The organism is Streptomyces thermospinosisporus, from assembly GCF_039526425.1.
GTDB lineage: Bacteria > Actinomycetota > Actinomycetes > Streptomycetales > Streptomycetaceae > Streptomyces > Streptomyces thermocarboxydovorans.
Genome location: NZ_BAAAIZ010000008.1, coordinates 196,773 through 207,821, shown reverse-complemented (window position 1 = coordinate 207,821; position 11,049 = coordinate 196,773). Strand labels below are relative to the sequence as shown.

Annotated in this window: 12 protein-coding genes and 2 pseudogenes; 4 read left to right on the top strand and 10 right to left on the bottom strand. The window is 72.4% G+C overall.

All coding sequences use genetic code 11. The features are described from left to right. Both ABD207_RS03965 and ABD207_RS03960 read right to left on the bottom strand, forming a co-directional pair. Window positions 1-844: lytic polysaccharide monooxygenase auxiliary activity family 9 protein (locus ABD207_RS03965; protein ID WP_344010055.1), on the bottom strand; the 844-nt coding region annotated here is incomplete at its 3' end. Window positions 845-1,101: 257 nt separating this feature from the next. Continuing rightward, a complete protein-coding gene (locus ABD207_RS03960; RefSeq protein ID WP_344010053.1) occupies window positions 1,102-1,248 on the bottom strand; it encodes a hypothetical protein in 147 nt (48 codons plus the stop codon). A gap of 144 nt (window positions 1,249-1,392) precedes the next feature. On the opposite strand from ABD207_RS03960, the gene ABD207_RS03955 reads away from it, so the two are divergent. Next, window positions 1,393-1,992 carry a class I SAM-dependent methyltransferase gene (locus ABD207_RS03955; RefSeq protein WP_344010052.1) on the top strand — a complete coding sequence of 200 codons (600 nt, stop codon included), beginning with the start codon at window positions 1,393-1,395 and terminating at the stop codon, window positions 1,990-1,992. Between the two features lie 227 nt (window positions 1,993-2,219). Here the strand turns inward: ABD207_RS03955 and ABD207_RS03950 are convergent, their stop codons facing one another. Further along, window positions 2,220-2,720 (bottom strand): ribonuclease FAU-1 family protein, encoded by a 501-nt coding sequence (locus ABD207_RS03950; protein WP_344010051.1) that lies wholly within the window; start codon window positions 2,718-2,720, stop codon window positions 2,220-2,222. Beyond that, complete coding sequence (locus tag ABD207_RS03945) at window positions 2,701-3,630, bottom strand: GNAT family N-acetyltransferase (protein ID WP_344010049.1); 930 nt, start codon at window positions 3,628-3,630, stop codon at window positions 2,701-2,703. Before ABD207_RS03945 ends, ABD207_RS03950 begins: the two co-directional genes overlap by 20 nt. 71 nt (window positions 3,631-3,701) lie before the next feature. On the opposite strand from ABD207_RS03945, the gene ABD207_RS03940 reads away from it, so the two are divergent. Beyond that, on the top strand, window positions 3,702-4,070 hold the full coding sequence (locus ABD207_RS03940) for a GntR family transcriptional regulator (protein WP_344001428.1): 369 nt from the start codon (window positions 3,702-3,704) through the stop codon (window positions 4,068-4,070). 157 nt (window positions 4,071-4,227) lie between these two features. Here ABD207_RS03940 and ABD207_RS03935 read toward each other — a convergent pair whose 3' ends face one another. Continuing rightward, window positions 4,228-4,998 (bottom strand): DUF72 domain-containing protein, encoded by a 771-nt coding sequence (locus tag ABD207_RS03935; RefSeq protein WP_344010047.1) that lies wholly within the window; start codon window positions 4,996-4,998, stop codon window positions 4,228-4,230. A gap of 210 nt (window positions 4,999-5,208) precedes the next feature. Beyond that, window positions 5,209-5,307: pseudogene (locus ABD207_RS03930) on the bottom strand (transposase); the annotation flags it as partial. Window positions 5,308-5,339: 32 nt separating this feature from the next. Here ABD207_RS03930 and ABD207_RS03925 point away from each other — a divergent pair. Next, a pseudogene (locus ABD207_RS03925) lies at window positions 5,340-5,798 on the top strand (zinc ribbon domain-containing protein); the annotation flags it as partial. Here ABD207_RS03925 and ABD207_RS03920 read toward each other — a convergent pair. The 4 genes from ABD207_RS03920 to ABD207_RS03905 form a co-directional block, all read right to left on the bottom strand. Then, window positions 5,720-6,814 (bottom strand): DUF5925 domain-containing protein, encoded by a 1,095-nt coding sequence (locus tag ABD207_RS03920; RefSeq protein ID WP_344010045.1) that lies wholly within the window; start codon window positions 6,812-6,814, stop codon window positions 5,720-5,722. The pseudogene ABD207_RS03925 and the gene ABD207_RS03920 overlap by 79 nt on opposite strands. An 86-nt stretch (window positions 6,815-6,900) precedes the next feature. Then, window positions 6,901-7,701 (bottom strand): polysaccharide deacetylase family protein, encoded by an 801-nt coding sequence (locus tag ABD207_RS03915; RefSeq protein ID WP_344010043.1) that lies wholly within the window; start codon window positions 7,699-7,701, stop codon window positions 6,901-6,903. Continuing rightward, complete coding sequence (locus tag ABD207_RS03910) at window positions 7,694-8,794, bottom strand: glycosyltransferase family 2 protein (RefSeq protein ID WP_344010041.1); 1,101 nt, start codon at window positions 8,792-8,794, stop codon at window positions 7,694-7,696. The genes ABD207_RS03915 and ABD207_RS03910 overlap by 8 nt, the downstream gene beginning before the upstream one ends. After that, window positions 8,791-9,621 carry a glycosyltransferase family 2 protein gene (locus ABD207_RS03905; RefSeq protein ID WP_344010040.1) on the bottom strand — a complete coding sequence of 277 codons (831 nt, stop codon included), beginning with the start codon at window positions 9,619-9,621 and terminating at the stop codon, window positions 8,791-8,793. The genes ABD207_RS03910 and ABD207_RS03905 overlap by 4 nt, the downstream gene beginning before the upstream one ends. A 603-nt stretch (window positions 9,622-10,224) precedes the next feature. Between ABD207_RS03905 and ABD207_RS03900 the strand changes: the two genes are divergently transcribed. After that, window positions 10,225-11,031 carry an SGNH/GDSL hydrolase family protein gene (locus ABD207_RS03900; RefSeq protein WP_344010039.1) on the top strand — a complete coding sequence of 269 codons (807 nt, stop codon included), beginning with the start codon at window positions 10,225-10,227 and terminating at the stop codon, window positions 11,029-11,031. Window positions 11,032-11,049 lie beyond the last annotated feature (18 nt).

The following is an 11,049-nucleotide window of genomic DNA, read 5'->3' as shown; positions in this document are numbered from 1 at the left end:
CCGCCTCGGGGGCGGAGGCGCCGGAAGCCTCGCCCGCCTTCTCCTTCTCGGCGGCCGGTGCCGCCGAGGTCTTCGGGTCGTTGTCGCCGTGACCGTGGTTCTCCACCGTCGACTTGGCGGTGCCCTCCTTGATCTGCCGCTCGGTCGGCGCGGAGGCGGCCGGCGCGGGCGCCTTCTTCGGCGCGTCACCGGAGCCGGCCGCGGAGCTGCCGCCGCCGAAGGTGACGTCCGAGCAGGAGTAGAACGCCTCCGGGCTGTCCGAGCGCTGCCAGATCGCATACAGCAGCTGCTTGCCGGACCGCTCCGGGAGGGTGCCGCTGAAGGTGTAGAAGCCGCCGGAGGCGGCCGGGTCGGTGGCCGTCGCCACCGGGTTCGCCAGGTCCAGGTCGTCCCAGGACAGCGGCTTGGCCGGGTCGTAGCCCGGCTTGGTGATGTACACCTTGAAGGTGCCCTTGTGCGGGGCCGTCACCCGGTACTTGAAGGTGTACGAACCGGCGCTCACGCTGGTCGCCGGCCAGTCCGCGCGGGCCAGGTCGAGGCCCTTGAACTCATCGTTGTCGGCGCTGCACAGCTTGCCGTCCGGGATCAGCTCCTGGTGGCGCCCGCCCGCGTCGCCGATGCGGATGCCGTTCCAGTCGTAGAGCGCCTGGGTGCCGCCCGCCTCGACGGCCGCCTTGCACGCCGCCGACTTCGGGCTCTCCGGGCCCTCGGCGTAGCACTGCGAGACCCGGCTGACCGGGTCGCCCATCGAGCCGTGCGCGGACGCCGGTGCGGCGGACAGGGCGGTCAGGGCGAGCGGGACGAGACCGGCAGCGGCGACGGCGGCCTTGCGGCGTGCGGGCATGGGGGAAGCAACTCCTCGAAACGATCACTGACGGTGGGGAGCCCGTGCGGGACGGGGGCGTCCCGCAGGGGCGGAACCCGTGAACGGATCCCGTGGGGGTGCATCAGAAGCTAGCCCCGGAAAGCCGGGAAATCGCCTGGCCAAGGCCCTGATCGGGAATCCTTATGGCCGCGTTAAGGGAGTGCTCAGGCTCAGATCAGACAGCTACGGTGCGCACACGAAGGACCACGCGGAACCCCCCGCGGTGGCCGGGGGGTTCAGCCCTCGGGCCACCAGGTGCGGGCGATGTCCCGGCGGATCTCCGGGCGGCCCGAGGGGTGCTCCTCGGCCTCCTCGCGGACCCGGCGGGAGTCGGTCTTCTTCAGGATCTTCTTCAGGGGCTTGTGCACGGTGACACGGCGCATGGCTGCCTCCTCCAGGTCCTCCCGACTTCCGTGTGGTGTTCTCACGGAGGTGGACCTTTCGGGCGAGAGTTCCTCATCGGTCCCGGTCTGTCTGTGGCCCCGGTCACGAGGGGACTGTCAGTGGCAGGTGTCACTCTGGGCCGCATGACCTACGACAGCGCCTACGACTGGGACGCCGCGGCCGCCGCCTTCGACGAGGAGCCGGACCACGGGCTGCGCGATCCGCGGGTGCGCGCCGCCTGGGCCGGCCGGCTGCGCGACTGGCTGCCCGCGGCCCCCGCCGACGTCCTCGACCTCGGCTGCGGCACCGGAAGCCTGTCGCTGCTCGCCGCCGAGCAGGGGCACCGGGTGACGGGTGTCGACCGGTCGCGGGCCATGGTGACGCTGGCCCGGGAGAAGCTCGCCGGGCGCGACGCGGTGTTCCTGTGCGGCGACGCGGCGGCGCCGCCGGTCGGCGAGCAGCGCTTCGACGCCGTCCTCGTCCGCCATGTGCTGTGGACGCTGCCGGACCCCGGCCGGGTGCTGCGGCACTGGCGGGGGCTGCTGCGGCCGGGCGGACGGCTCGTGCTGGTCGAGGGAGTGTGGGGCACGGTGAGCCCGGTCGGCATACCGGCGGACCGGCTCACCGCGCTGCTCGCACCGCTCGGCGGACAGGTCTGCCTGGAGCGGCTGTCCGGCGACCCGGCGCTGTGGGGGAGGGAGGTGGACGACGAGCGCTACGCGGTGGTGGCGTTGTCGGGCTGAGGGCGGGCCGCCTGGCGGACGCCGGAGCTGAGCCCCGGTCACCTCGCCGGAGTGAGGCCAGGTCGCCTGGCGGCGCCGGAGTCGAGGCGCGTTCACCCAGGCGGGTGTTGGAGTCGGGGGCCCCGTCACCTCGGCGGGCTCCGGATTCGCGGCCCGCTCGCCCAGGCGGGCGCTGGAGTCGGGACCCCGTCACCCAGGCGGACGCCGGAGCCGAGACCCCGTCCCCGTCAGGCCAGGAGGCTGCCCAGGCCGCCCGCGCGGGCCAGGGACTCCAGGTCGTCGAGGGCGGCCACGGCCGCTGCTGCTGCCGTCGGATCGGACACCTCGAGGCCGCTCGCCGCGAACTCGTCCTCGTCGAGCCGCCGTATGTCCGTGCCGTCCGCCGAGCACCACAGGTCCAGGTCGAGATCCTCCACGACCAGCTCCGGGCCGCAGCGGACGGCCGGGCGGGTGATGTCGCAATAGTGGCCCTTGAGCGTGCCGTCGTGCGCGCGGACCTCCTTCACCGAGTACCAGCGGTCGCGCCAGTAGTACTCGGTGAACACGTCACCGGGCTCGAAACGGACGAAGCCGAAGTCGCGCACGCCGCCGCCCGCCCAGGGGGCGCGCACGGCGATCCGGCTGCCGTCGTCGGACAGCAGCCGCGCCGGGTAACGGATCTTGGTGCGGCCCGCCTTGACCAGGACGACCTCCACGGCGGGCCCTTCGTCAGCCGAGTTCGCGGACATGGCGCACCTCCGTGGCGCAGACCTCGTAGCCCAGCCACTTGTTGACGGCGATCATCGGCTCGTTGCCGGTGTCGTTGCCCGTGAAGGCCTCCGTGCACCCGGCGGCGCGGGCGCGTTGCAGCGAGGCGGTCTTGGCGAGCTTGGCCAGGCCCCGGTCGCGATGGGCGCGGGCGGTGCCGGTCATGGCCGTACCGTACCGGCCGGCACCGTCGGTGTACGCGAGGGTGAAGGCGGCCGGGCGGCCGTCCGCCACGGCGACGGTGGTCAGGCCGAGGTCGAGCAGCGGGTGCCGCCAGGTCGCCTCCAGCCAGGCCTGGTAGTCGGTGAGCGCGGTGTCGACGTCGCCCGGCTCGTCCGAGGCCACCTCCGCGTCCAGCTCGAACACCGGGCGCGGGTCGCCGGCGAAGTCGGCGCCGCTGCGCAGCTCCACACCCGGCGGCGGGTCCTGGAGCGGGGGCACCGTGCCGTTCGCCAGGTCCAGCCGCAGGAAGTAGGCGGAGCGGCTGGGGCGGTAGCCGCGCCGCTCGGCGAAGGCGCGGCCCGCGGGCTCGTCCGGCACCCAGCTGTAGACCTTCCGGACGCCGAGGGCGGCCAGGCGCTCCTCGGCGGTGCGCGCCAGCAGGGTGCCCGCGCCGCGCCCGGTCCGCTCCGGGTGCACATAGATGTTGGCGTTGCCCTGGCCGGGCTCGGAGCTGTCGTGGGCGAGGCTGACCTGGGCAGTGCCGATGATCTCGCCGTCCTCCTCGGCGACGAGCTGGGTGAAGCGGGCCTCCGGGTGCGAGTGCGTCAGGTCGTGCAGCACGGACTCGGGGGTGGACAGCATGAACGGAACGGCTAGGCGGCGGACGCGGGAGAAGCCCTCGGCGTCGGCGCGTACCTCGGGTCGCAGATCGCGCACGATGACAGTCATGACGGCGCACGCTACGAGCAACCGGCCGGGCCGCGCCTCTCATTTTCCGTCCGGTGCGGGAGAATCGGGGCGTGAGCCTGAAGATCCGCATCGACGACAGTGCGCCGCCCTACGAGCAGGTGCGGGCGCAGATCTCCGAGCAGGCGCGGTCCGGAGCGCTGCCGGTGGGCTACCGGCTGCCGACGGTCCGGGGGCTGGCCCAGACGCTCGGCCTCGCGGCCAACACCGTGGCCAAGGCGTACCGGGCGCTGGAGGCGGACGGGGTCATCGAGACGCGGGGGCGCAACGGGACGGTGATCGCCGCCGCGGGCTCGGCGGCCCAGCGGGAGGCGGCGTCGGCCGCCCAGGCGTTCGCCGAGCGGGTGAAGCGGCTGGGGCTGACCGAGGACGAGGCGCTGGCCGCGGTCCGGGACGCCCTGCGCGCGACCTACGGGGAGTAGCCCCTGCGGGCGATCTACGGGGAGTAGCTCCTGCGGGGCGACCTGCGGGGAGCAGCCCCTGCCCAGAGCGCCGGAGCGCCGGAGCGCCGGAGCACCAGAGCACCGGAGTGCCGGGGCGCCGTAGTGCCAAGTGCCGGAGCGGACCCGCCCCGTGCGCTCAGGCCTGGGCGACCTGCTCCGGGGTCCGGGTCACGTCCAGTCCCGCCGACCTCGCCGCCCGCCCGAACGTCACCGCGTCCCGCACCGCCGCCCCGCCCGGGTCGTTGTTGAAGTAGACGTAGACGTCCTCCCCGGAGGTCCAGGTCGTCGCGATGCGGTCCACCCAGGTGTGCAGGGCCTGGCGCCCGTAGCGGGGCCACGGGTGGGCGCGGCCCTGGTGGAAGCGGACGTAGCCCCAGTCGGCGGTGCGCCACAGCGGGGTCGCCGGGCGGGAGAGGATGTCCGCCCAGCACAGCGCCGCCCCCCGGGCCTGAAGGACCTCGCGCACCCGAGGCGTCCACCACGACTCGTGCCGGGGCTCCACCGCGACCCGTGTGGAGCCGGGGAAGCAGCGCAGGCACGCGTCCAGCAGGCCGGGGTCGGCGCGCAGCGTGGGCGGGAGCTGCAGCAGGACCGGGCCGAGCCGGTCGCCCAGCCCGGCGGCGTGGCTCATCAGCCGTCCGACCGGCTCCTCGGGGTCCCGCAGCCGCTTGATGTGGGTGAGGTAGCGGCTCGCCTTGACCGCGACCACGAAGCCCGGCGGGGTGCGCTCCCGCCAGGCCGCGAAGGTCTCCGCGGACGGCAGCCGGTAGAAGGCGTTGTTGATCTCGACGGTGGCGAAGCGCGCCGCGTACTCCTCCAGCCAGAGCCGCATGGGCACCCCCGCCGGGTACAGCACCTCGCGCCAGTCCCGGTACTGCCAGCCCGACGTCCCGACGAACACGGTCATACGACCATCAAACACCCGCCGGTCCACGCGTACAGCCCGGCGGTCCACAGGTACGGCCCGGGCTCTGCAGGTACAGCCCGTGCTCCTACCGCTGATCTTGCGAGAGTGTCCCGGCCTGCAGGCCGGGGGTGAATCGCATCTCTGGCCTGCTCTGACCTCAGCGGTGGGCACGGGTTCGCACTGTCTGTCCGCGCTCACGGCTGGCCGTGCTCAGTCCGGCCGTTTCTGTTGCGCGATGTAGTCCTTGACCAGCTGGAGCGGCGCTCCGCCGCACGAGCCCGCGAAGTACGAGGGGGACCAGAACCGGCCGTGCGTGATCACCCGGTTGACCCGGCCGGTGAGTGCACGACGCCGGATGGTCGGCGTTCGTGGCCATGCTGGAGTACAAGGCCGCCCGGTACGGGCGCACCTTCGTGAAGATCGGCCGGTTCGAGCCGACCTCCCAGGTGTGCTCGCAGTGCGGCGTGAGGGACGCCCCCAAGCCCCTGCACGTCCGTGTGTGGACGTGCGGGGCGTGCGGGGCGGTCCTGGATCGGGACATCAACGCGGCGGTCAACGTCGCCAAGGCGGCCGGACTGGCCGTGACAGCCTGTCGAGCGCAGGTAAGACCGGGACTCGTCCCGGCACCGCGCAGCGAAGCAGGAACCCCCCCAGGAGCTGCCCACAGCGTCGCCGCCGTGGGAGCAGACCGGAATCCCGGGCCTTTAGGTTCGGGAGGATGTCAAAGGTACAGCCCGGCGTCCGTGTCCCCGCGGGGCTCCGGCAGCGCCGCGGGCGAGGTGCCCCGGCGCAGCGCGTAGAGCTCGGCCAGCGTGGCGCCCTCCCGGCCGATGCCGTCCTCGCGGCCCAGCCAGTTCACCGCCTCGCGGCGGGTCAGCGGTCCTACCTCGATCCGGGCCAGGCACCGGCCGGGCCGGACCACCGCGGGGTGCAGCCGCTCCAGGTCCTCGTTGGTGGTGACCCCCACCAGCACATTGCGGCCCTGGCCGAGCAGCCCGTCGGTGAGGTTGAGCAGGCGGGACAGCGCCTGGCCGGCGGTGTGCTTGGCCTCGCCGCGGATCAGCTCGTCGCAGTCCTCCAGCAGCAGCAGGCGCCAGCGGCCCTTGCCCGCCGGGTCGTCCTCGCCGATGGCGATGTCCATCAGATAGCCCACGTCGGAGAAGAGCCGCTCGGGGTCGAGCACACAGTCCACCTGGCACCAGTCCCGCCAGGACCGGGCGAGCGTGCGCAGCGCGGAGGTCTTGCCGGTGCCCGGCGGGCCGTGCAGCAGGAGCAGCCGGCCGGAGATGTCCTCGGGGGTGGTCTTCATCAGGCGGTCCATCGCGTCCGCCACCGGCGCGGTGTAGTTGCCGCGCACCTCCTCCCAGGTGCCCGCCGTGATCTGCCGGGTGGTGCGGTGCGGTCCGCGCCGCGGGGAGACGTACCAGAAGCCCATGGTGACGTTCTCCGGCTGCGGCTCCGGTTCGTCCGCCGCGCCGTCGGTGGCCTCGTCCAGCACCTTCGCGGCCAGCTCCGCGCTGGTCGCCGTGACCGTGACGTCGGCGCCCCGGTTCCAGCGGGAGACCAGCAGTGTCCAGCCGTTCCCCTCGGCCAGGGTGGCGCTGCGGTCGTCGTCCCGGGCGACCCGCAGTACCCGCGCCGACGCCGGCAGCAGGGTCGCGCCGGAGCGGACCCGGTCGATGTTGACGGAGTGCGAGAACGGCTGCTCGCCGGTCGCGAAGCGGCCGAGGAACAGCGCGTCGACGACATCGGCCGGGGAGTCGCTGTCGTCGACGGTGAGCCGGATCGGCAGGGCGTCGTGCGGGTGCGCGGACATGCCGCCATGATCGGGCACGCGGGCCGTGCGTGCACCCGGTTTCCCGGGCACACGCGAAGGGCCGCCCGTTTGCCCGCTCCCGCCGTTCAGGTCAGGGCCCGCGCCACCGCCCGGCGCGCCTGCCGGGCCCGGCGGACCACGGCGTACCCCTTGGTCAGCGCGCGGTCCCGGGCGAAGGTGCGCCCGATCGCCCGCCCCTGGACCAGCCGCTCGAACTCGGCGGTGGTGGTGGTCCGGCGCACCGTCACGCGCCGCAGCGCGTACGGCCCCTGCGCGCGCCGGGCGAGGCCGTTGCCGACGGCGAGCGCCTGGGCGTACCCGGTCTCCCGCACCGCCTCGCGCACCCGGCGGCTGGAGTATCCGTAGGGGTACGCGAAGGAGGCGGGTGCGCGGCCGAGCTGGTCCGAGACGATCTCCTTGCACAGGATCAGCTCGGAGCGCAGAGCCCGGTCACCGAGCTGGTCCAGCTGCGGGTGGGAGTGGCTGTGCCCGCCGATCTCCACGCCCGCGTCCGCCAGTTCACGCACCTGGTCCCAGTCCAGCATGGTGTCCAGGCCGCCGCCGGTGTCGTACGGGCCGCGCAGCCAGCCCGTGGAGACGAACAGGGTGGCCGTGAAGCCGTGCTCGGCGAGCACGGGCAGGGCGTGGCGGTGTACGCCCTCGTAGCCGTCGTCGAAGGTGACAAGGACCGGGCGCGGCGGCAGCGGGCGGCCCGTGCGCCAGCAGGCGGCCAGCTCCGCCGTGGTGACGGGGGTGAGCCGCTGCTCGGCGAGCACTTCCATCTGCTCGGCGAACGCCTGCGGGGAGACGGACAGCGCACGGGTCGCGTCATTGGGGTCGGTGGCGACCGAGTGGTACATGAGGACCGGCACGCGCACGTCATCCATGTGCGTCACCGCCCCCGTCACCGCCGGCCCTGTGGTCCGCGCCCACCCCGTCGGCCTTGCGGTCCGCAGGGGCCTTGCGGTCCGCGCCTGCTCCGCCGGCCCCTTCGATGTCCGCCACGGAGAACGTCACCGCGCCCCGCCGCGCCCGCAGGCTGCCCACCGCATAGCCGGCCGCGGCCGTGAGCACCCCGGCGACGATGGCTCCTGCGCGTCCCGCCCCGCCGGGGCGGCCCAGCAGGGCGTCGCGCAGCCCCCGCGCCACCCCGGCCGGCAGCACGCGGGTGGTGTAGCGGCGCTCGGACTCCAGGCCCTTGTCCGCCCCGACACTGCGCGCCACCAGGGCTTTTGACAGACCCTCGGCATAGGTGCGGGTGCGGAAGTAGCGGAAGTGCTCGCGGGCCCCGGGCACCCGGTGGTGGATCACCGCCCGGTCGTCGATCAGCAGCACGGCGTCCGGGCAGGCGCGGCTGAGCCGGATGCACAGCTCCGTCTCCTCCCCGCCCAGCGGGCGCTTGTCGCCGTCCCGTCCGATGCCGGTGGCGAAGCCGCCCGCATGGTCGAAGGCGCTGCGCCGGAACGAGGCGTTGCCGCCGAGGACGTTGCGCACCCGGACACGGCCGGGCGGCAGGCCCCGGTAGGTGCAGCCCACCACCCAGTCGAACTCCTCGGGGAACCAGTCGGGGCGCCGGCCCGACGCCCAGACCGGTTCGGTGCGCCCGCCGACCGCCATCACCCGCGGATCGGCGTAGGCCTCGGCCAGGTACTTCAGCCAGTCGCGTTCGGCGACGGCGTCGTCGTCCAGGAACGCCACGATCTCGCCGCGGGCGGCGGCGATCCCGGTGTTGCGCCCGGCGGACAGGCCGCGCGGGCCCGCGTTGGCGAGCACCCGCACGACGGTGCCGTCCTGGGGATCCTTGAACTCCTTGCCCAGCCGGTCCAGGAGAGCCGGGTTGTGGTCGACGACCAGCAGCGTCTCCAGGGCCGGCCGTGACTGCGCGCGCACCGAGGCGACCGCCGCGAGGACGTCCTCGAAGCGGTCCTCGGTGTAGGCGCAGATCACGACCGAGATGCCGGGCGTCCCGGGCTCGCTCAAGACACCTTCTCCCGCACCGTCTCCAGCAGCGGCGAGTGGTTGCCGCGGCGGCGCAGCGCACGCCGGTTGGAGCGCTCCTTGAGGATCACCTTGAGCACCCGCAGACCGTCGCGCACGGCGCGCAGATTGCTGGTGCCGTGGATGCGCAGATACTCGTGGCTCGGGATCTCCTGCACCTTCAGGCCCGCCTTGACGACCCGGATGTTCATCAGGGTCTCCACCTCGAAGCCGGTGCAGTCGAGCTCGATCTTGTCCAGGCAGTGCCGCCAGAACGCGTTGTATCCGTAGCAGAGGTCGGTGTAGCGGGCGCCGAACTTCCGGTTGACGATGGCGCAGAGCACCCGGTTGCCGAGCTTGCGGATGAAGGTCATGTCGTCGGTGCCGCCGCCGTTGGCGAACCGGGATCCCTTGGCGAAGTCCGCGCCGGAGACCAGGGCGGAGACATAGCTGACGATCTCGTTGCCGTCGGCCGAGCCGTCGGCGTCGACCATCACGATGATGTCCCCGGTGCAGGCCTGGAAACCGCTGATCAGGGCGTCACCCTTGCCCTTGCCGCGCTGCTCGACCACCTTGACCCCCGGCCACAGCTCGCGGGCCACCTCGACGGTGTTGTCGGTGGAGTTGCCGTCGACCAGCACCACCTCGTGGATCCAGTCGGGCAGCGTCTTGAAGACGTACGGCAGGTTCTCCGCCTCGTTCATGGCCGGTATGACCACGCTGACCGGCGGCGCTATCGCCAGATGCGAGGAGACTGGCCGGTACTTTCCCGAGGTCGGCGGATCATTGTCGTCCTGATCCGTGGCCGCGGGCTGCAGAACTGAGCTCATGAGTCTGGTCCCTCTCGTCCGGTGGACCGCCCGCCCCTGGGCGGCCCGGCTCTTCTTCCGGTTCGAAAGGGGGGTTCTCACCCGTGGCATGACGGCACGGAGCTCCGTGCACGCCGGGTGAGCTGGCAAATCTGGCCGGCTGCGCGGAATGGCAGCCAGCCGCGCGGCACGGCTCGTTCACGGTTGCGATCACGAGCACGGCACCCCCCTACCGCGCCCCGCGCCGGCCCGTCGCGCCCCTGAGCCCTCCCCTGGAGTCACGTACTGACGCACCGGTGCGGGTGAGATGTATGACGGTATTGACGATTGAACCCGTATGGCAAGACCTGGAACGTGCCTCACCTTTTTGATGGTTTGGCCACGGGTCGGGCTTCAATGTGGCTCAGCCGCTCAGAGGGGGTCAAGGTCCGAACGGCCCTACGTCCGGAATTCGTCCGTACTTCAACCGGTGCCGTTCGCGGGTGATCCGCGCCTTACCACAGAATCCGTGAAGAAGTCGCGGAGTTCCTGGAAATAGTCCAGAAGTCTTGGCATGGACACTTCCTGTCAACACGCGTAGTTGCTACGACGGTTGCGGCAGAGATCCTGCTAAAGGGAGGTTCCATGAGACGTTCCCGACTTGTCCTCTTTCTGAGCTCACTCCTCCTCACCGCCGCCACCGCCCTCACCGGGGCCACCACGGCACACGCGTCCCAACTGGCCGCGAACAGCGGCTATGCAGCCCTCGGCGACTCCTACTCCTCCGGTGTCGGAGCCGGCAGCTACATCTCCTCCAGCGGCGACTGCAAGCGGAGCACGAAGGCCTATCCGTACCTCTGGGCCGCCGCCAACTCACCCGCCAGCTTCAACTTCACGGCCTGCTCGGGCGCCCGGACGGGTGATGTTCTCCATGGACAGCTCGGCCCGCTCAGCAGCACCACCGGTCTCGTCTCCATCAGCGTCGGCGGCAACGACGCAGGTTTCGCCGACGTCATGACGACCTGTGTGCTCCAGTCCGACAGCACCTGCCTGTCCCGGATCGCCACCGCGCGGTCCTACGTCGACTCCACGCTCCCCGGCCTGCTCGACAACGTCTACTCGGCCATCCGCAGCAAGGCACCCAACGCCCGGGTCGTCGTCCTCGGCTACCCGCGCTTCTACAAGCTCGGCACCACCTGCGTCGGCCTCTCCGAGACCAAGCGGAAGGCGATCAACGACGGTGCCGACCATCTCAACAACACCATCGCCCAGCGCGCCCGCGCCCACGGCTTCACCTTCGGCGACGTGCGCACCACCTTCACCGGCCACGAGCTGTGCTCCGGCAGCCCCTGGCTGCACAGCGTGAACTGGCTCAACATCGGCGAGTCGTACCACCCCAAGGCGGCCGGCCAGTCCGGCGGCTACCTGCCGGTGCTCAACGGCGCCGCCTGACCCGGACGCGCCCGCCGC

Excerpts from the sequence above, each read along its gene's own strand:
- ABD207_RS03960 (WP_344010053.1), bottom strand. The coding sequence starts at position 1,248 with ATGCGCCGTGTCACCGTGCACAAGCCCCTGAAGAAGATCCTGAAGAAG.
- ABD207_RS03955 (WP_344010052.1), top strand. The coding sequence starts at position 1,393 with ATGACCTACGACAGCGCCTACGACTGGGACGCCGCGGCCGCCGCCTTC.
- ABD207_RS03950 (WP_344010051.1), bottom strand. The coding sequence starts at position 2,720 with ATGTCCGCGAACTCGGCTGACGAAGGGCCCGCCGTGGAGGTCGTCCTG.
- ABD207_RS03945 (WP_344010049.1), bottom strand. The coding sequence starts at position 3,630 with ATGACTGTCATCGTGCGCGATCTGCGACCCGAGGTACGCGCCGACGCC.
- ABD207_RS03935 (WP_344010047.1), bottom strand. The coding sequence starts at position 4,998 with ATGACCGTGTTCGTCGGGACGTCGGGCTGGCAGTACCGGGACTGGCGC.
- ABD207_RS03920 (WP_344010045.1), bottom strand. The coding sequence starts at position 6,814 with ATGTCCGCGCACCCGCACGACGCCCTGCCGATCCGGCTCACCGTCGAC.
- ABD207_RS03915 (WP_344010043.1), bottom strand. The coding sequence starts at position 7,701 with ATGGATGACGTGCGCGTGCCGGTCCTCATGTACCACTCGGTCGCCACC.
- ABD207_RS03905 (WP_344010040.1), bottom strand. The coding sequence starts at position 9,621 with ATGAGCTCAGTTCTGCAGCCCGCGGCCACGGATCAGGACGACAATGAT.
- ABD207_RS03900 (WP_344010039.1), top strand. The coding sequence starts at position 10,225 with ATGAGACGTTCCCGACTTGTCCTCTTTCTGAGCTCACTCCTCCTCACC.